Here is an 18,756-nt window from a genome sequence, read left to right on the forward strand (position 1 = left end):
GTTACTAGGCGAAGGTGCGCCCGGTGAGCTTCTCGTAAGCCTCCACATAACGGGCGCGGGTGCGCTCAACCACCTCGGCGGGCAACGCAGGCGGCGGAGTGTCGGAGGACTTGTCCCAGCCGGACTCGGCGGAGGTCAGCCAGTCACGGACGTACTGCTTGTCGTAGGAAGGCTGCGTCTTGCCCGGCGCATACGTGGACGCATCCCAGAAGCGCGAAGAGTCCGGGGTAAGAACTTCGTCGCCCAGCGTGATCACGCCAGTGGCGGCGTCGATACCGAACTCCACCTTAGTGTCGGCCAGGATGATGCCGCGTTCGCGGGCGATCTCCTCGGCGCGGGTGTAGATCTTCAGCGTGAGTTCACTGAGGCGGGCAGCGATGTCGTCGCCCACCATGGCCACAACGTCGTCATACGTGATGTTGACGTCGTGCTCGCCAACCTCGGCCTTGGCGGAAGGCGTGAAGAGTGCCTTCTCCAAGCGCGAACCATCAACCAGCCCCTCCGGCAGCGGGATATTGCACACCGTCCGGGATTCCTTGTACTCAGCCAGGCCCGAGCCGGTGAGGTAACCGCGAGCGATGCACTCCACGGGGAACATGTCCAGCTTCTTGCAGATCATGGCCCGGCCCTCCACGGCCTCCGGAACGCCACCCTCAACAGTGGACGCCAGCACGTGGTGCTCAACATCCAGCTGGTCGAACCACCACAAGCTCAGCTGCGTCAGGACGCGGCCCTTGTCCGGGATTTCGCTGCTCAGCACGTGATCGTAAGCGCTGATGCGGTCGCTGGCCACAACCAGCACGCATTCCTGGCCGATCTTCTCCGTGATGGCTTCATCGGCCGGGACGTAGAGGTCGCGGACCTTGCCGGAGTAAACGTGCTTCCAGCCCGGAAGTTCCAGCGTTTCGGTTTCGAAGCCGCCGGTGGGGATACCCTCAGTCATGCTCAGGCCTGCACTTTCGGGATGGTACCGGTGGCCGTGTACGGCACGCGGATTTCGCCGCGTGCGGCCTTGCCGCCGATATCCGTACGGAACTGTGAGCCTTCAAGCTGAACCAGCTCAACGCCGTCGTACGCTTTCTCGCGCGCCTCCACCAGATCGGAACCGAGCGCCACAACCGCCAGGACGCGGCCTCCGGCGGAGACCACCTTGCCTTCATCGTCCAGCTTGGTGCCGGCGTGAACCACGTGGACACCGTCCAGCTCGTCAACCTTCTTCAGGCCACGAATGCGGTCACCCGTCCGGGGCGCGTCCGGGTAGTTTTCGGCAGCAACGACGACGGCGACTGCCGTGCTCTTGGACCAGCGCAGCTCTTCTGCGGTGTCCAGTTCGCCCTTGGCAGCTGCCAGCAGCAGCGCACCGAGCGGGGTCTTGAGGCGCGCCAGGACTGCCTGGGTCTCGGGATCGCCGAAGCGGACGTTGAACTCGATGACGCGCGTGCCGCGGGAGGTCAGTGCAAGTCCGCAGTAAAGGACGCCGACGAAGGGGGTGCCGCGGCGGGCCATCTCATCAACGGTGGGCTGGGCCACGCGGTCGATGACTTCCTGGACCAGGCCTTCCGGAGCCCATTCGAGCGGTGTGTACGCACCCATGCCGCCGGTGTTGGGACCTTCGTCGTTATCGAAGATGCGCTTGAAATCCTGCGCCGGGGACAGCGGGACGGTGGTGCGGCCGTCGCAGAGGACGAACAGGGAAACCTCTGGGCCGTCAAGGAATTCCTCGATGACCACGGTTCCACCGGCGTCGAAGCACGCCTGGGCGTGAGCCAGGGCTTCCGCTCGGTCCTTGGTGACCACCACTCCCTTACCTGCGGCAAGGCCATCGTCCTTAACTACATACGGGGCACCAAAGGTGTCCAAGGCGTCGGCAGCTTCGTCAGCGTTGGTGGCAACGCGTGCCATAGCCGTGGGAACGTTGGCTTCAGCCATGATCTGCTTGGCGAACGCCTTGGAAGCCTCCAACTGGGCGGCTTCCTTGCTGGGACCGAAGACGGGAATGCCGGCTTCGCGGACCGCGTCGGACACACCGGCAGCCAAAGGCGCCTCGGGTCCTACGACAACCAGGTCCACGCCCAGCTTGGTGGCGAGGGCGGACACGGCTTCCGGGTTGTTCCCGTCAATCGCGTGGGTGGGAACGAGTTTGCTGATGCCCGCGTTGCCCGGGGCCGCGTGGACCTCGGAAACGTTGGGATCTTCAAGCAGAGAGCGGACAATGGCGTGTTCGCGGCCGCCTGGGCCAATGACGAGTACCTTCACAGTCTTCAAGGGTACTTTGTGAAGGGCGCGGGGCCTAAGCTGTGTCATTCACCGGACCCCGTACGCCCCTAGACTTGGCTGTATGCCCATGAGTTCGCATGAAACGTTCAACGTTGAGTCCGCGGTAGAACTGGCAGTGATCGAACGTAGTGGCTTTATTGAGTCCCGGCACATCGGCGCGGCCGTGGTTCTTGCCGGCGACGGCTCGGTGGTCACCCGTCTTGGTGACATCGACGCTCCCATTCTCGCCCGCTCCACGCTCAAGCCCTTCCAAGCCCTGGCTTCCATGCAATCCGGCGTGCCCCTCCGTGGCGCCCAAGTTGCTGTCGCCTGCGGCAGCCACACCGGTTCCCTGGATCATATGGACGTTGTGGAGGGGATGCTCAAAGCAGCAGGCGTGAAGGAGGAAAACCTCCAGTGCCCTGCCGCCTGGCCCCAGGACGAAACGGCCCGCAACTGGCTGGTTCGCTCCGAACGCGGACAATCGAAACTGGCATTCAACTGCTCCGGCAAGCACGCAGCATTCCTGTGGGCCTGCACCGAAAACGGCTGGGACTTGCGCAGCTACCTTGAACCAAACCACCCGCTGCAGCAGCGCGTGCGCTCGGTGATTGAGGAATACAGCGGCGAAACGATCTCCCATTTGGGCATCGACGGCTGCGGCGCACCTGTTGCTGCCATCTCACTGACCGGCCTGGCCCGCGCCTACTCCCGCTTGGCCAAGTCCCCCGGCGACAAATCGTCCAATGCCCGTGCTGCCACCATCGCCACATCCATGCTCGACTACCCCTGGGCCGTCCAAGGGAAGGGCGAGTCCAACACCATCGTCATGGAAGAACTGGAAGTCCTGGCCAAGATCGGGGCCGAGGGCGTCCTGGTCCTGGCAACCCCCACCGGCGCCACGGTAGCCGTGAAGATACTCGACGGAAACCTCCGCGCCACGTCCCTGGTGGGCTTGACCCTTCTGGCAGTGAGTGGAGCCGTGGACATTCCGGCGGTTTCCGGTGTTTTGGAACGGGTGGTTGAGCCCGTGCTCGGCGGCGGACACGAGGTAGGCAAGATCCGGCTGGGTCACGCCGTCTCTGCCCTGCTCGACTAGTACTTCTGAGGAGAAAACGTATGGCTGTTGCACGACGCCGCGTCGATGTTTCCGAGGGCCGCGCTGCGCTGGCAGCCTGGCAGGCCGCCGTCGAGCCTTCAGATGGTGAGCCGGGCAGCGCTTCCGGGCCGCCGCCGTCGCGCACTCTCATTGCGACGGCGGTGCGCTACTCCCTGGAGGAAGTCACCGCCCGCGCGCCCGGCAACTCCGTGGAGGTCCGCGTGCCGCCGTTCGGCGTCACCCAATGCGTGGAGGGGCCCCGCCACACGCGCGGCACTCCCCCGAACGTGATCGAGTGCGACGCCGCCACTTGGCTGTCGCTGGTGACAGGACGGATTGCGTGGGCAGACGCGGTTTCGAACCACAAGCTCACTGCGTCCGGTTTGCGTGCAGACCTCTCGGAGCTGCTGCCCCTTTAGGGGTTCTTATACAGCTGAGGCCCCTCAAGAACCGTCTTGAGGGGCCTCATGCTTTGGCTGTACTAGTCCGGGCAGACCGGGTTGGATGGTTGCCCGCGCTTGCTCATTTCGAATTGCGGGATATCGTCCGCCGCGGGGCCGCCGCGGAACTTCGGAGAAGGTTCCTGGCCCTCGCTGATGCGCTGGAGTTCCTGCTCTTCGAAGACTTCTTCCTTGCCAAGCATGACGGCCGAGTCATGGTTGGTGATCTCACCGTTGAAGGCGCGGACCATGACGCTGCGGTCAAACTGACCCTCCCACTTGGCGACGACGAACGTTGCCACGCAGTTGCCCAGCAGGTTCACCACCACACGCATGGAGTCCATGAGGCGGTCGGCTCCGAGGAGAAGCGCAACGCCGGCCACCGGGAAGATGCCGAGCGCTGCTGCCGTGGCGGAGAGGGCCAGGAAGGACGAACCCGGCACACCGGCCATGCCCTTGGAAGTCAGGAGCAGGACGCCCAGGGCCGCCAACTGCTGGCCCAGATCAAGGTTGTGGCCGAAGGCCTGCGCCAGGAACAGCAGCGAGATGGACAGGTAGATCGCCGCGCCGTCCAGGTTGAAGGAGTAGCCGGTAGGTACCACCAGTCCGGTGGTGGCACGGGAGCAGCCTGCGTTGGTCAGCTTGGTCATGATGCGTGGCATGACAGCTTCCGTGGAGGCTGTTCCGAGTGCCAGCAGAAATTCTTCGCGGGTGTACTTGAGGAATGACCACAGCGGAACCCTGGCGAAGCTCCAAGCCACCAGGAACAGCAACGCGATGAAGACAATCGCTGCGCCGTAGCAGGCGGCTATCAGCAGAGCATAGGTACTGAGCGTGCCCAGACCGTACTGGCCGATGATGAATGCCATGGCACCAAATGCACCGATGGGAGCCACTTTCATGATCCAGGACATGATCTTGAAGATCAGTTCCAGGACGGTCTCCATCAGGCTGATGACCGGCATGCAACGCTCGCGGCCGATGACAACAATCGCAGCACCGAAGAAGACGGAGAAGAACAGCACCTGAAGCAGGCTGTTGTTGGCAAAAGCACCGATCACGCTGACGGGAATGACATCCAGGATGAACGCTGCGGCGTCCTTGGGAGGCGCGTTTCCGGTCTTGGCGTTGAGCGCATCCTGGGAGAGCGTAGCGGGGTCGATATTAAGGCCAGCACCAGGCTGAACAATATTTCCGACGATGAGCCCGAAGACGAGGGCAAAGAGGGTGGCGCCGGTGAAGTACAGGAGCGCCTTGACCCCGACCCTTCCGACCGCCTTGACGTCGCCCACTGCTGAGATGCCTGTGACAATCACAAGGAAAATCAGCGGGGCGATGATCATCTTGATGAGTTGAATGAATCCATCACCCAGTGGCCGGAGGGCGGACCCGATGGTCGGCCAAAAATGACCGATGAGTACACCTGCGACGACGGCGATCAGGATTTGAAAAAAGAGCGACTGATACAGCCGCTTTTTCTTCTGCGGGGCCGAACTCGCCTTCAGCGCCGCGGGGTCTGGGATCTTCATTGATCTGAACCAATCAGTTGGGAACAGCCCCACATTTTGAGGGGGTTTTTCAAATGTAAGCCTGCTCACACCATTCCGCAAGGGGGAATTGCATTTCCATAATACGGAAAGTCACATTTGGTTTGGAGCTTTGGGGTGCGGGCGCCCACCACCCCTTTTGAGCACAGAAATGCCCGCGACACACCCTTTGTCAGGCGTGCCGCGGGCATTCAAGTTCAAAGTGGGTGGTGGCGGTACGGGGCTCCCGTTGAGGGAGTGCGGACTCCCTAGCCGCGACCCACGAAGGGCATGCCGGCAGCGGTCACCACCAAGGATCCAACACTCGCCGACGCCGGCATGTTGGCCATCATCAACACGGCACGGGCAGCGTCCTCCACGGGGAACATCGGCTCCACCTTGCGGCTGCCGTCGGCCTGGAGAGCACCGGAGCCCACGCCGATGGTGTCCATGATCTCGGTGCGCGTATTGCCGATGTCGATCTGCCCGGCGGTGATGCCAAACTCCCGCCCGTCCAGCTCAATACTCTTGGTCAGACCCGTCATCGCATGCTTGGTAACTGTGTAAGCCACGGACCTGGGCCTAGGCGAGTGCGCTGAGATGGATCCGTTGTTGATGATGCGGCCACCCTGCGGCTCCTGGGCTTTCATGCTCCGCACGGCCTCGGCCGCACACAGCATGGAACCGGTGACATTCACCCTCAACGTTGCTTCCCAGTCGTCCACACTGATCTCACCCACATCGCCGGCCGGGCCGAAAATGCCGGCATTGTTGAACAGCACATCAACCCGACCCCAGCGTTGGCGAACCTCCGCGAAAAGGCGGGCGACGTCGTCGGGCGCTGTGACATCGCACGGAACCACCAACGCTTCCGAATGGTCGCCTGCGGTTTCGAGCAGCTGCGCCTCACGGCGACCGGCCAACGCCACCCGGTAGCCTTCGGCGAGCATGAGCCGGGCAACTGCCCGCCCAATACCCGAACCGGCCCCGGTCACGACGGCGACCCTAAAGTTTGCGGGCGGGCTGGAGTCAGTCATGTGGTTGCCTTTCGGGTGGTGCGGTGGAGCGTCAGCGTGCGGCTTCTGCCGGCTGGGCTGGAGTTGCTTGGGCTGGGGTTATCGGCCAGCCTATGACAGTCTTCGGGCGTGGCGTCGCATAGGTTCGCACCTTGGACGTGGACAGCCCGAGACGGACCAGTGACTCGGCGATGGTGACCGCGGCGGCAACTCCATCCACCACGGGGACGCCCGTACGCTGGCGGATCTGCTCGTCGAGACCGGCCATTCCGCCGCAGCCGAGAACAATGACCTCGGCCTTGTCCTGCTGGACCGCTTGTTCCGCCTGGCTCACAATGGCTTCAACAGCACGCTCCGGGTATTCCTCAAGTTCCAGCACGGCCATGCCGCTGGCCCTGACAGAAGCGCAACGTGCTTCCAGGCCCGCGAGCTTGAGGCGGTCCTCGATCAGTGGAACAGCGCGATCCAGCGTGGTGACCACTGAGTATTTGTGTCCAAGGAACATCGCGGTGCTGGCTGCTGCCTCGGTGATATCAACTACCGGGACGTCCAGGAGTTCCTGGAGGCCTTCACGTCCGTGCTCGCCATAGCCTGCCTGGATGACGGCGTCGAACGGCTCGGGGTAGTTCACCACTGCATCCATGACGGCGATCGCAGCGAGGTAGCTTTCGAAATTGCCCTCGCAGGAGTCGGCGCCGAAGCGCGGGGTGATGCCGATGATTTCGGTGCCGGGGGCAGCTGCCGCACGAGCCTGGGCGGCGATGGAATCCGTCATGGACTGGGTGGTGTTCACGTTTGCGACAAGGATGCGCATGGTTTTCCTCTCAACGGCGACGCCCGTCCTCTTTCCGATGGACCGGGAGGACGGGCGGGCCTTGATCTTGGGTGATGTCAGTGGGTGCTGGCGACGGCGATCGGCTCGCCGGAGACGTCTTCGTGGAGTTGCTTCTTGTCCGCGACAGCGAAGTACGTCAGGGCTGCGACGCCGGCACCGATGAACCAGGCGAACGGAGCCGCCGCGGCCAGTCCCGGGATGAAGGCGATGGCGATGGCGAGGCCGGCTGCCGGGAGCATGGCGATGATGGCCTTCGGGTTGACGCCACGCTTGTAGAAGTAGGCACCCTTGGGATCTTCCGTGTAGAGCTCGGGGACGTTGACCTTGCCGCGACGGACCAGCCAGTAGTCGGCCATAACCACACCGAACAGCGGGCCGAGCAAAGCACCAAGGCCACCCAGGAAGTACACGATGACAATGGGGTTGTTGTAGAGGTTCCACGGCAGGATGATCAGACCGATGGTCCCACTGACCCATGCCGCCTTGCGGAAGTTCAAGTGCCGCGGGAAGAGGTTGGTCAGGGCGTAGACCGGAGCCACGAAGTTGGCCATCAGGTTCACGGCGATGGTCAGGATCAGCAGTGCCAGGCAAGCAAGGACCAGCAGGAGCGTATTGGGGATGCTCTCCACAATGTCCGAGGGGCTCTCGATGACGGTCCCGTTGATCTTGTACTGACCGCCGGCCATGACCACCACAATGGCGCCAAAGACGAGCATGTTGATGGGGATGCCCCAGAAGTTGCCCTTGACGATGGATTTCTTGGAAGCGGAGGAACGGGTGAAGTCGCAGAAGTTCAACACGAACGTTCCGTAGATCGAAACCCAGAGAGCGCCGCCGGCGAAGATGGTCAGCCACATCTCGGTACCCTCAAGACCCTTGATGCCGCTCCACTGGATGGCACCGCCGGCTTCGATGAAGACCCACACGGCAATCGCGGCCATGGTGACCAGGATGATGGGTCCGGCGAAGGCCTCGTATTTACGGATCATTTCCATGCCGAAGCTGACGATGACCAACTGGACGATCCAGAGGGCCACGAAGGAGAGCCAGCCAAGGGTGGAGAGCCCAAGGATGGAATTACTGTCCAGATCCTTGAGGCCCGGGGCCATGGCGACCAGCATGACGCGGAGAACCACGGAAGCCAGGTACGTCTGGATGCCGAACCACGCCACGGCAACGGCGCCACGGACAAGGCTGGCAATTTGCGCGCCCCGGATGCCGAAGCTGATGCGGCTCATGACCGGGAAAGGAACGCCGGTCTTCTCGCCCATGAAGCCGGAGAAGTTCAAGAGAGCGAACAGGAGGATGGCGCCGATGCCCAGGGCTACCAGGATCTGCCATCCACCCAGCCCCAAGGAGAACAGTCCGATGGCAAAGGCATAGTTACCCAGGCTGTGGACGTCGTTGGCCCAGAGGGTAAAGATGCTGTAGCTGGTCCACTTACGGCCCTTGGCCTTGGTGGGGGCGAGATCAATGTTGTAAAGGCTGGGGCTGATGGTACGGCCTGCGGCTTCGGAAGCTATGGCGCAGAGGTCAGTGTTACCTACCACCGGGTGGTTGGGGCCACCTGCGTTCTTGTCTCCCGGAGTCTCAGTGACGCCGACTGATGAAGTCGTCTGCATCGTGGATCTCCACTTCGTACTGATTCCACAATGCGGAATCTAGTTATTGAATAGTGAAAGCACTCTATGACTCAGGTCACGTAACGTCAAGGTTCCCCATGTATGCAGGGTCACATTCTGTTGCTTGAGCAGTGCTTTGCCAGTTGACTGTTTTGGTTACGCAATCCGTGTTGACGCTGCCCAACCAGCAGACGTAATCTCGAATTGCAGAATTTTATTCTCACAATACGAAATTCGATGAGCGCCCCCACAGAGCAAGCGCCCAGACATTCAATGAAGAGAGGTTGGACGTGGCTGCAGGAGAAGAGACCTCACACATCCTCAGCGGGTTGACTGCCCAGCTGCCTGATCGTGATCCGGAAGAGACCGCGGAGTGGATTGAGTCCCTTGATGCGTTGATCGCGGAGCAGGGTACCGAGCGTGCCCAGTACATTATGCGTTCGTTGTTGCAGCGTGCCGGTGCCAGGTCGGTGGGTGTGCCGATGGTGACGACCACTGATTATGTGAACACGATCCCGGTGGACCAGGAAGCTCAGTTCCCGGGCAACGAGGAGTTCGAGCGCCGGTACCGGGCGTACATGCGGTGGAACGCCGCGGTGATGGTCCACCGTGCGCAGCGTTCCGATATCGGTGTCGGCGGGCATATTTCCACCTATGCCGGTGCCGCGACGTTGTATGAGGTGGGTTTCAATCACTTCTTCCGCGGCAAGGACCACCCCTCGGGCGGGGACCAGGTGTTCTTCCAGGGCCACGCGTCCCCGGGCATGTACGCCAGGGCGTTCATGGAAGGCCGCCTCACGGAAGAGGATCTGGACGGGTTCCGTCAGGAAAAGTCCAAGGCCGGTCATGCCCTGTCCTCGTACCCGCACCCGCGGTTGATGCCGGACTTCTGGGAATTCCCCACCGTGTCCATGGGTATCGGCCCGATGAACGCGATCTACCAGGCCCAGTCCAACCGGTACCTGCAGAACCGTGGCATCAAAGACACCTCGGACCAGCAGGTCTGGGCGTTCCTCGGTGACGGGGAAATGGACGAGCCCGAATCCCGTGGCCTGCTCCAGCTCGCCGCGAACGAGAACCTGGACAACCTGAACTTCGTGATCAACTGCAACCTCCAGCGCCTGGACGGACCGGTCCGCGGCAACGGCAAGATCATGCAGGAACTCGAGGCGTTCTTCCGCGGTGCGGGCTGGAACGTGATCAAGGTCGTCTGGGGCCGCGAATGGGACTCGCTCCTGGAAGCGGACACCGACGGGGCGTTGGTGAAAATCATGAACGAAACCCCCGATGGTGACTACCAGACCTACAAGGCCGAGTCCGGCGGGTTCGTCCGTGAACACTTCTTCGGCAAGTCCCCGCAGACCAAGGACATGGTCGCGGACCTGGACGACGAACAGATCTGGGGTCTGAAGCGCGGCGGTCACGACTACCGCAAGGTCTACGCCGCGTACAAGGCAGCGACCGAGTTCAAGGGCAAACCCACCGTGATCCTGGCCAAAACGGTCAAGGGCTACGGCCTGGGCCCGCACTTCGAGGGCCGCAACGCGACCCACCAGATGAAGAAACTGACCATGGAAGACCTCAAAGCCTTCCGTGACCACCTGCGCATCCCCATCAGCGATGACCAGCTCGACGCGGACCTCTACCGGCCCCCGTACTACCACCCCGGCATGGACGCCCCCGAAATCAAATACCTGATGGAACGCCGGGCAGAACTTGGCGGGTTCGTGCCCGAACGCCGCCGCAAACACACCGAGGTGGTGTTGCCCGAAGCGAAGTCCTACGAGGTCGCCAAACGCGGATCCGGGAAACAACAAGCCGCCACCACCATGGCCTTCGTGAGGCTCCTCAAAGACCTCATGCGGGACAAAAACTTCGGCGCCCGGTTCGTGCCCGTCGTCCCGGACGAATCCCGGACCTTCGGCATGGACGCGTTCTTCCCGACCGCGAAAATCTACAACCCCAAAGGCCAGAACTACCTCTCCGTGGACCGCGACCTCGTCCTGGCCTACAAAGAATCACCCGCCGGGCAACTGATCCACCCCGGCATCAACGAAGCCGGCGCCGTCGCAGCCTTCACCGCCGCCGGCACCGCGTACGCCACCCACGGCGAACCCCTGGTCCCGATCTACGTGTTCTACTCCATGTTCGGCTTCCAACGCACCGGAGATTCCTTCTGGGCCGCCGCGGACCAAATGACCCGCGGCTTCATCATCGGCGCCACCGCAGGACGAACCACCCTCACCGGCGAAGGACTCCAACACGCCGACGGGCACTCCCCCATCCTGGCCTCCACCAACCCCGCCGTGAAAACCTACGACCCCGCCTACGGCTACGAAATCGGCCACATCATCCGCCACGGCCTCGAAGAAATGTACGGACCCGACAGTACTGACGGCACCGGTGAAGACCGCAACGTGATGTACTACCTCACCGTCTACAACGAGCCCATCACCCAACCCGCCGAACCCGACAACCTCGACATCAACGGACTCCTCAAAGGCATCTACAAACTCGCAGACGCCCCCGAAACCACCGGGAACGGGAACCGGCCCACCGCGACCATCCTCGCCTCCGGCGTCTCCGTCCCCTGGGCCCTCGAAGCACAACGCATCCTCAACGAAGACTGGAACGTCGCCGCCGAAGTCTGGTCCGTGACCTCCTGGAACGAACTCCGCCGCGACGGACTCGCCGCCGAAGAACACGCCTTCCTCAACCCCGGCCAACCCGCCCGCACCCCGTTCATCACCGAACAACTCAAAGACACCAACGGACCCGTCATCGCCGTGTCCGACTACATGAAAGCCGTCCCCGACCAAATCCGCCAATTCATCCCCAACGACTTCGCCTCCCTCGGAGCAGACGGCTTCGGCTTCTCCGACACCCGCCAAGCCGCACGCCGCTACTTCAAAAACGACACCCACTCCATCGTCGCCAAAACCCTGCAGTTGCTGGCGGCGAGGGGCGAAGTGGAGGAGGGCGCGCCGTCGTACGCCATTGACCGCTACAAGCTGCTGGATGTAAACGCCGGCACCACCGGCGGAGCAGGCGGCGACGCCTAACAACCCGCATCAACACAAATTGGCGGCAGTGTTCGTGAAGAACATTGCCGCCAATTGTCGTTTTGTTGGTGTTGCTTACCCGGGTTTACGTGCCCAGGTTCCTCCGATCGACCACAAAGCCTGTTGCCGCGTTCTCGCGGACGGCGTTGATGCCGGCCACAACGGCTTTGAGACTTGGAAATTGTGGCGACACTGCCACAACCGTGCCGTCCTCGGCTGTGAGCCGGAATCGGAATGTGTTGGTTCCTGCCTTGAGAATCTCGAAACTGCCCGCCATGTTCCCCTGTTCTTCCACGCGTCGTTGCGTATTCGAGCTGACTGCATAGCTCCCCCACCGACAATAATGGCCATTTCCGGCCACCAAAAGACCTACCCATGGGTAATCTGCAACCGATTTAGGTAGATGTAACAGAAAGCAAGCTAGGAGCTAGAGACCGCATGGAACCCCGCGCGTATCGTGAGGATATGACTGACTCCGGCATGGCCCCGACCACGGGCGTGCTGCTCGCTGCGGGTGCCGGCACCCGCTTGGGCCGCGGCCCCAAAGCGCTGCTCCCCTTCCGAGGCCGGACCTTGGTGGAGGTACTCGCCGATACGCTTTTCGACGGCGGCTGCCGCGAGGTGGTGGTGGTACTTGGCGCGGAAGCCGACCATGTCCGGCGAAGCACCGATTTAGGCACACACCTGGTTGTGGAGAATGAGAACTGGGCCAAGGGCATGGCCGGGTCCTTCCGCGCCGGCATTGACGCGGCCACGGCAGGCAACAGCATCATGGTTGCGTTGGTGGACCAGCCCGGATTAACCCCGACGGCGGTGAGCAGGTTGCTGGGCAGCCACCGTCCCGGCAGGGTCACCGCAGCCGCCTACCCCGATGAGTCCGGCCACCTGAAGCGTCGGCACCCGGTGATTTTCGACGTCGGGCTACGCGAGCAAGCCGCGGCAGCGGCCAATGGCGACACGGGTGCGAGATCATTCCTCAAAGCCCATCCCGGGCTGGTGGACCTGGTGGACTGCAGCGACCTCTGCTCCGGCGAAGACCTGGACACGAAGGATCAACTGCATCTTTTGGACGGGTAGCGGCGGGTAAGTTAGGGTCCATGATCCGCATCGAAACTGATGATCCCGCACGCCCTGATGTCCACCGGCTCCTCAGCGAGCACTTGGCCGACATGTTCGCGACCTCCCCGGCAGAAAGCGTCCATGCGTTGGATCACTCAGCGTTGTCGCACGAGTCGATCACGTTCTGGACGGCCCGCGAGGACGGGGTCTTGTTGGGATGCGGGGCGCTGAAGACGCTGGCCCCGGGGCATGCGGAGATCAAGTCGATGCGTACCACCTCCACCGCACGCGGACGCGGCGTGGCCACCCTGATGCTGGAGCACATCGTGGCCGAAGCTGCCCGGCTGGGTTACGAGCGGCTCAGCTTGGAAACGGGCACCGAGGAGTACTTCGCCCCCGCGCGCCGGCTGTACGCCCGGCACGGATTCACGGAATGCCCGCCCTTTGGTGACTACACCCTGGACCCGCACAGTGTGTTCATGGAACTCGCAGTTTCACCCAAGTAGCTGGCATTAGTGGTTGTTCCCAGGGCTGGGAACAACCACTAATGCGAGTCAGTTGGGAATCAGGGTGCGGTCGCGGAGCGCCAGATAGATCTTGTCCCGCGCGAGGGGTAGCTCACCGAAGCGAATCCCGGTGGCGTTGCGAATCGCGTTTGCCAGCGCAGGAGCCACGGGGTTGAACGGGCTCTCGCTCATGGACTTGGCACCGAGCGGGCCGGTGGAATCGTTGGTAGTGGCGAAATAGACCTCGCTCCTGGGCACGTCCGCGAACGACGGGATGTGGTACTGCCGCAGGATGTCCGTGGTGACGCGTCCGGCGTCGTCCACTTTCACTTCCTCGTACAGCACCGCACCGAGCGCCTGCGCAATGCCGCCCTCGATCTGGCCGCGGCACTGCCGCGGATTCACCACAACGCCGGCATCAGCGGCCTGGACACTTTGCAGAATCCGCAGCTCGCCGGTTCCCGTATTAACAGCAACCCTGAAGCCGTGCACGTTGAACGCGACCGACCGCGGCGTTCCTCCCCAGTTGCCGTCCGTGGCGAGCCGAACGCCTTGCAACCGTGCGGCGTCGACGATTTCCTTCAGCTGCACCGTGCGATCACCGCACTGAACCGCGCCGTCCACCAAACGGCAATCCGTCAGGGCGGCTCCCGTCAACGACGCCGCAACCGTCTGGATCCGCGTAGCGAGTTCCAGCGCCGCCCCGAGCGTCGCCTTCCCGGCCACCACCGTGCCGGCTGAACCGAACGCACCGGTGTCGTGCTCCACGAGGTCGGTATCTGACTGACGCACGGTCACCTTGGACGCCGTCGTCGCCAGCGCGGTGGCAGCCAGCTGCGCATGGACAGTTGTGGTGCCGTTCCCGAACTCGGCAGTACCGACGTCGACGGCGAACCTTCCGTCCGCTTCCAAGCTCACCCGGGTGTGGGCGAAGTGGCCCCGGGGCGGGACGGTGTCGATCATGGACAGGGCTGAGCCCTCCCCGACCACCCAGTCCGGCCCGAGATCATCCAGCCCGGCAGCCCGGTAGCGTTCCTTGCCACGGTCCAACGCGTCCCGCACCAACGCCACGCACTGGTCCAGGCCGTAGCTGCCGTAGTGAACGTCTTCCTCGGGCTCGGGTGTTGTGGAGAGCATGTGATCGCCGGGCCGGACCATGTTCTTGAGCCGGAACTCGAGCGGATCCATGCCGATGCCGATGGCAAGTTCGTCAATGGCGGACTCGATCGCGAAGATCATCTGGCTCAACCCATAGCCCCGGAAAGCACCTGCGGGCACGGTGTTGGTGTAAACCGCGTGCGCGTCCACCTTCTTGTTCACGCACTTGTAGACGGCCAAGGACTCGCCGCAGCCGTGGAACATCACGCCGGGAGCATGGTTTCCGTAAGCGCCGGTGTTGGTGAGGACGTTCAGCTGCAGGGCAGTGAGGTACCCATCGCGGCTGGCACCCGCCTTGAGGTGAATGGTGAAGGGGTGCCGGGTGGTGGTGGCCGTAAACTGCTCGGTGCGGGTGAACTCCAACTGCACCGGCCTGCGAAGGGCCAAGGCCGCGAGGGCTACAAGATCCTCAGTGAGAACTTCCTGCTTTCCGCCGAATCCGCCGCCGACCCGCCCTGCCACCACGCGGATGGTCTCCGGGGCCAGGTTAAACACCCGGCTCAGCGTCCGCTTCACCAGGAAGGGGACCTGCGTGGAGGAACGGATCATCAAACGGCCGTCCTCATCCAGCCAGGCAATGGACGCGTGGGTTTCCATGGCTACGTGCTGGACCCGCTGCGTCTGGTATGTGTGCTCATGGATAAAGTCTGCAGCTGCGAAGCCGTCGGTCACGCTGCCCAGTTCCGCGTGGACCTCGGCCACCACGTTGTGATGCGGGCGGGAAATGCGGGAGAAGACGCCGTCCTTTTCCCCATGAATCGCCGGTGCGCCGGGAAGGATGGCCTCCTGCGGAGTGAACACCGGCTCCAGGAGTTCGTACTGCACGGCCAATGCACGGGCACCGGCCTCGGCAGCACCCACAGTTTCGGCCACCACCGCGGCAACCCGCTGCCCGATGAACCGCACCACGTTATCCAGGACACGGGTGTCGTCGGGGTCGTCGGCGAAGTTCTCGTGTTGGGCCGTGGAGAACAGCAGCTGCGGCGCATCTTCATGAGTGAAGACCGCCACGACGCCGGGAACTGCCAAAGCTGGCGCCTTGTCGATGGACACGATCCGGGCATGCGGGTGCGGCGAACGCAGCAGCTTCATATGCAGCAGGCCCGGGAGTTGCTCCGCCGGAACATCAAGGGTGTAGCGGGCGGTTCCGGTGACGATGGCCTGGCCGGCGGGTGCGGGGACGTTGTCGCCGAGCTGGCCGGGGGTCGCTTCCACAGAGGCTGGTGCCTGCGCCCCCGAAACGTCCGCACCGGCGTCGTGCTTGTGGTCGTCTCCGTGACCACAGACCGCGTCGGCGATGGAGCGGTAGCCGGTGCAGCGGCACAGGTTGCCCTTGAGGTTGCGGGGCAGGTTGGCGCGCTGCTCGTCATCGAACGTTGCCGCGGTCATCATCATGCCGGCGGTGCAGAAACCGCACTGGAAGCCTTGGCTCTCCAGGAACTGCTCCTGCACAGGGTGCAGCCCATCAGCGGAGGCGAGGCCCTCGATGGTGGTGACCGCTTTGCCCTCCGCGCGGACTGCAGGGTAGATGCAGCTGTGGACGGGCGTGCCGTCAACGTGCACGGTGCAAGCACCACAGTCGCCGCCGTCGCAGCCTTTCTTGACGCCGAAGTTGCCTTCCTCCCGGAGGAAGGTACGGAGGCATTGTCCGGGGCGGGGTGTGGCCTGCGAGGCAGCGCCATTGATCTCAATTGCCATTCCGGGCCTCCTTCTGCTTGATGGTTGTTGCGGCTGGCTGGGTTGACGGCTGGGGCGAGGTGGCGTGCGGCGGCCAAAAATCGCCGGACACAGTCATTGATTCGCCCAGCAGTTCGGCCCGGATTTCCTCGGCCAACTTGAAGGTCATGTCCCGCCGCCAGGCAGGCAGCCCGTGGATGTCGTCGTGGTACAGCGGCCACGGAATGGAATCGCCGACGGCGTCAGCCAGCGTCCCGGCGTCGGGAACCTGCCCGGCGGGGAACCGCAGCTGTACCGGCCTTTTGGTGGACGCGGTCACGGTGATGACCAGGCCGCCGTCGGGGTCGAGCCGGCCTATCAGCAGTACGCCCGAGCGGCCAAGGTTGCTCAGCGACAAGCGCCGGAAAGCGACCCGGGCTGAGAGCGCGCTTGCGGGCAGATGGATGCTGCGCAGCAACTCCCCCGGCGCGAGGACGGTCTGCATATCCCCGGTCACGACGTCAGCCACCGGGACGTCCCGGCTGCTGCCGTCCGGTCTGAGGATGGTGGCCACGGCGTCGAGTCCGGCGCAAAGCGATGTCATGGGCCCTGCCGGCAGGCCCGTGCAAATGTTGCCGCCCACCGTGGACATGTTCCAGATCTTGAACGAGGCCACGAACGAGTCGCAGCACGGGCGGATCAGTGCCAGGCCCGGCCATTCACGGTTGGCTGTTTCTGCGGCCAGCGGAAGGGAATAGAGCTCGGCGACCGTGCAGGTGGCGGCCAGTTCGAGGCCTTGGTCAGTGACAGTGATGGCGGGCCAGTCGGCTTGGCCCAGGTCAAGGAGCCGTTTGAGGACGGTGCTGCCGTAGGAGAAGAGGACCGTTCCTCCGGCGAGCCAGGCATCGCCGTCGCGCCATTGTGCCGGGTCCGTGGTGGGGACCACGGCCTCGATGGTGTTCATGTCCATGAGTCCTCCTGAGTGAGGTGTTGAGGTGCCGGGTGAATCGGGCCGGTGCTGTCCTTCAGGGAAGGGAAACCGGGTGTAGTGCCTTTTGTGCCGGCTCCGCGCTCGGCGATGATTTCGGCCGTGATGGACACCGCTACTTCCGCGGGAGTCACGGCGCCGAGGTTCAATCCGATGGGTGAATGGAGGCGTTCCAAGGCTTCCGGCGGTGTGCCTGCCTCAAGCAAGGCGTCCACCCGTTGGCGGTGGCTGCGACGCGAACCCATCGCGCCGACGTACGCCAGGTTCAATCGAAGGGCGCTTTCGAGCAGGGGGAAGTCGAACTTGGGGTCGTGGGTCAGGATGCACACCACGGTGCGGGCGTCGATGCGTCCTGCAGCGGCTTCGGATTCCAGGTAGCGGTGCGGCCAATCGGTAACCACTTGGTCTGCTCCTGAGAAGCGGCTTTGCGTCGCGAAGGCGGGGCGGGCATCGCACAGGGTGACGTTGTATCCAAGGAGTTGCCCGGCGGGTAGCAGGGCTGCACCGAAGTCGTTGGCACCGAAGACCAACATCCGCGCAGCGGGCAAACGGCTTTCCACAAACAGAGTGATCGGTTCCGGCTGCACTTCTTCGCGTGGAGGCAAAGCCAATCTCTCGGTGGTGACCCAGCCGTCGATGCAACCCTCGGGTGCGGCGAGGCGGACCAAACCGGCTCGGCCACCTTGGAGCAGCGGCTCTACTTGGGCCGCGGCGGCGAAGAGCGTGGCGGGGTGGTCCCCCACCAGCTTGGCCAGTTCCTCCGATTCCATGGCACGGAACCTCGCAGGATCATTGACCACCATGACTCCGCCGCCGGCATCGAGCCGACGGATCAGGGCCGCAGGGCGCTTCGCTTCAGCAAACACGGAAAGTTCGGGCGATCCAGCCATGAGCGGCTGGATGTGGACTTCCAGCTCTCCTCCACAAGTGAGTCCGACGGCGAACGCGTCCTCGGAACTGTAGCCAAAAGACTCAAGGCGAGGGCCGCCGTCGCGCATTGCTTCCAGGGCCGCCTCAACGACGGCACCTTCCACGCAACCGCCGGACAAGCTGCCCAGGATTTCGCCTTTTTCGGAAACCATCATGGAGGTCCCCATGGGCCGCGGCACGGAGCCGCCAGTCCCCACGATCGTGGCCACAGCACACAGTTGGCCAGACACCGCAGGCCGCCAGCTGCCCAGCGAAGGCATCAGATCCAGCATGGCAACACATCCTTATTCCAGGTGTCCCAGCCAGGAGGCCCGGCCGGAGCAGTGCGCGATCTTGCCTCATATTCTCATTTCCAGAGGATGTTGAGGGGGAGTCGCGGGTAATCAGTAAAAGTTCAATCAGTAAGAGTTCATAGGAACGGGGGCAAGGGCTTCATCTCCCTGCCCCCGTTCCCTGACGGAGCGTCGGCGCCCTTCCCTGAATCATCAGGGCCGCCGCCCGCCGTCGTGCCTGTTGAGAGGGACGACGACGACGGACGCCTATTCGTGCGGTGGGTACCGACGGACCGTCGATCGGAGTACCGGAATTGTGCCCGCCGGTGCG

At 63.3% G+C, this 18,756-nt stretch carries 15 protein-coding genes; 5 read left to right on the plus strand and 10 right to left on the minus strand.

Going from position 1 to position 18,756, the window contains the following annotated elements; all coding sequences use genetic code 11:
- Positions 1-4: 4 nt before the first annotated feature.
- Together ARUE_RS17595 and purD are read right to left on the minus strand one after the other, a co-directional pair.
- Complete coding sequence (locus tag ARUE_RS17595) at positions 5-943, minus strand: phosphoribosylaminoimidazolesuccinocarboxamide synthase (protein WP_014922702.1); 939 nt, start codon at positions 941-943, stop codon at positions 5-7.
- 2 nt (positions 944-945) lie between these two features.
- Positions 946-2,304, minus strand: a complete 1,359-nt coding sequence (gene purD, locus ARUE_RS17600; protein ID WP_014922703.1) for a phosphoribosylamine--glycine ligase — start codon at positions 2,302-2,304, stop codon at positions 946-948.
- A 34-nt stretch (positions 2,305-2,338) separates the two neighbouring features.
- Here purD and ARUE_RS17605 point away from each other — a divergent pair, with 34 nt between their 5' ends.
- Both ARUE_RS17605 and ARUE_RS17610 read left to right on the plus strand, forming a co-directional pair.
- The gene (locus ARUE_RS17605) at positions 2,339-3,355 is read left to right on the plus strand and encodes an asparaginase (RefSeq protein WP_014922704.1); all 1,017 of its coding nucleotides are present in this window, start codon (positions 2,339-2,341) and stop codon (positions 3,353-3,355) included.
- A gap of 20 nt (positions 3,356-3,375) precedes the next feature.
- Positions 3,376-3,774 (plus strand): sterol carrier family protein, encoded by a 399-nt coding sequence (locus tag ARUE_RS17610; RefSeq protein WP_014922705.1) that lies wholly within the window; start codon positions 3,376-3,378, stop codon positions 3,772-3,774.
- Positions 3,775-3,836: 62 nt separating this feature from the next.
- On the opposite strand, the gene ARUE_RS17615 is transcribed toward ARUE_RS17610, so the two are convergent.
- The 4 genes from ARUE_RS17615 to ARUE_RS17630 form a co-directional block, all read right to left on the minus strand.
- Positions 3,837-5,324, minus strand: coding sequence for a C4-dicarboxylate transporter DctA (locus tag ARUE_RS17615; protein ID WP_011776008.1), 1,488 nt, complete (start codon positions 5,322-5,324; stop codon positions 3,837-3,839).
- A 266-nt stretch (positions 5,325-5,590) separates the two neighbouring features.
- A complete protein-coding gene (locus tag ARUE_RS17620; protein WP_011776009.1) occupies positions 5,591-6,358 on the minus strand; it encodes an SDR family oxidoreductase in 768 nt (255 codons plus the stop codon).
- 31 nt (positions 6,359-6,389) lie between these two features.
- Complete coding sequence (locus ARUE_RS17625; protein WP_011776010.1) at positions 6,390-7,151, minus strand: aspartate/glutamate racemase family protein; 762 nt, start codon at positions 7,149-7,151, stop codon at positions 6,390-6,392.
- 77 nt (positions 7,152-7,228) lie between these two features.
- The gene (locus ARUE_RS17630) at positions 7,229-8,794 is read right to left on the minus strand and encodes an NCS1 family nucleobase:cation symporter-1 (protein WP_014922706.1); all 1,566 of its coding nucleotides are present in this window, start codon (positions 8,792-8,794) and stop codon (positions 7,229-7,231) included.
- 290 nt (positions 8,795-9,084) lie between these two features.
- On the opposite strand from ARUE_RS17630, the gene aceE reads away from it, so the two are divergent.
- Positions 9,085-11,856, plus strand: a complete 2,772-nt coding sequence (gene aceE, locus ARUE_RS17635; protein WP_014922707.1) for a pyruvate dehydrogenase (acetyl-transferring), homodimeric type — start codon at positions 9,085-9,087, stop codon at positions 11,854-11,856.
- Positions 11,857-11,941: 85 nt separating this feature from the next.
- Here the strand turns inward: aceE and ARUE_RS17640 are convergent, their stop codons facing one another.
- A complete protein-coding gene (locus ARUE_RS17640; RefSeq protein WP_081589157.1) occupies positions 11,942-12,133 on the minus strand; it encodes a YegP family protein in 192 nt (63 codons plus the stop codon).
- Between the two features lie 161 nt (positions 12,134-12,294).
- Between ARUE_RS17640 and nboR the strand changes: the two genes are divergently transcribed.
- A complete protein-coding gene (gene nboR, locus ARUE_RS17645; RefSeq protein WP_014922709.1) occupies positions 12,295-12,933 on the plus strand; it encodes a nicotine blue oxidoreductase in 639 nt (212 codons plus the stop codon).
- Positions 12,934-12,953: 20 nt separating this feature from the next.
- Positions 12,954-13,421 (plus strand): GNAT family N-acetyltransferase, encoded by a 468-nt coding sequence (locus ARUE_RS17650; protein WP_011776014.1) that lies wholly within the window; start codon positions 12,954-12,956, stop codon positions 13,419-13,421.
- Positions 13,422-13,469: 48 nt separating this feature from the next.
- Here ARUE_RS17650 and ARUE_RS17655 read toward each other — a convergent pair whose 3' ends face one another.
- Genes ARUE_RS17655 through ARUE_RS17665 form a run of 3 tightly spaced genes read right to left on the minus strand, consistent with a single transcriptional unit; the run spans position 13,470 to position 18,425 of the window.
- Complete coding sequence (locus ARUE_RS17655; RefSeq protein ID WP_014922710.1) at positions 13,470-16,277, minus strand: molybdopterin-dependent oxidoreductase; 2,808 nt, start codon at positions 16,275-16,277, stop codon at positions 13,470-13,472.
- Positions 16,267-17,205: an FAD binding domain-containing protein gene (locus tag ARUE_RS17660; RefSeq protein WP_014922711.1), complete on the minus strand. Its 939-nt coding sequence runs from the start codon at positions 17,203-17,205 to the stop codon at positions 16,267-16,269. Before ARUE_RS17660 ends, ARUE_RS17655 begins: the two co-directional genes overlap by 11 nt.
- Positions 17,196-18,425: an XdhC family protein gene (locus tag ARUE_RS17665; RefSeq protein WP_014922712.1), complete on the minus strand. Its 1,230-nt coding sequence runs from the start codon at positions 18,423-18,425 to the stop codon at positions 17,196-17,198. Before ARUE_RS17665 ends, ARUE_RS17660 begins: the two co-directional genes overlap by 10 nt.
- Positions 18,426-18,756 lie beyond the last annotated feature (331 nt).

Origin of the sequence: Arthrobacter sp. Rue61a, from assembly GCF_000294695.2 — a bacterium.
Taxonomy (GTDB): domain Bacteria; phylum Actinomycetota; class Actinomycetes; order Actinomycetales; family Micrococcaceae; genus Arthrobacter; species Arthrobacter aurescens_A.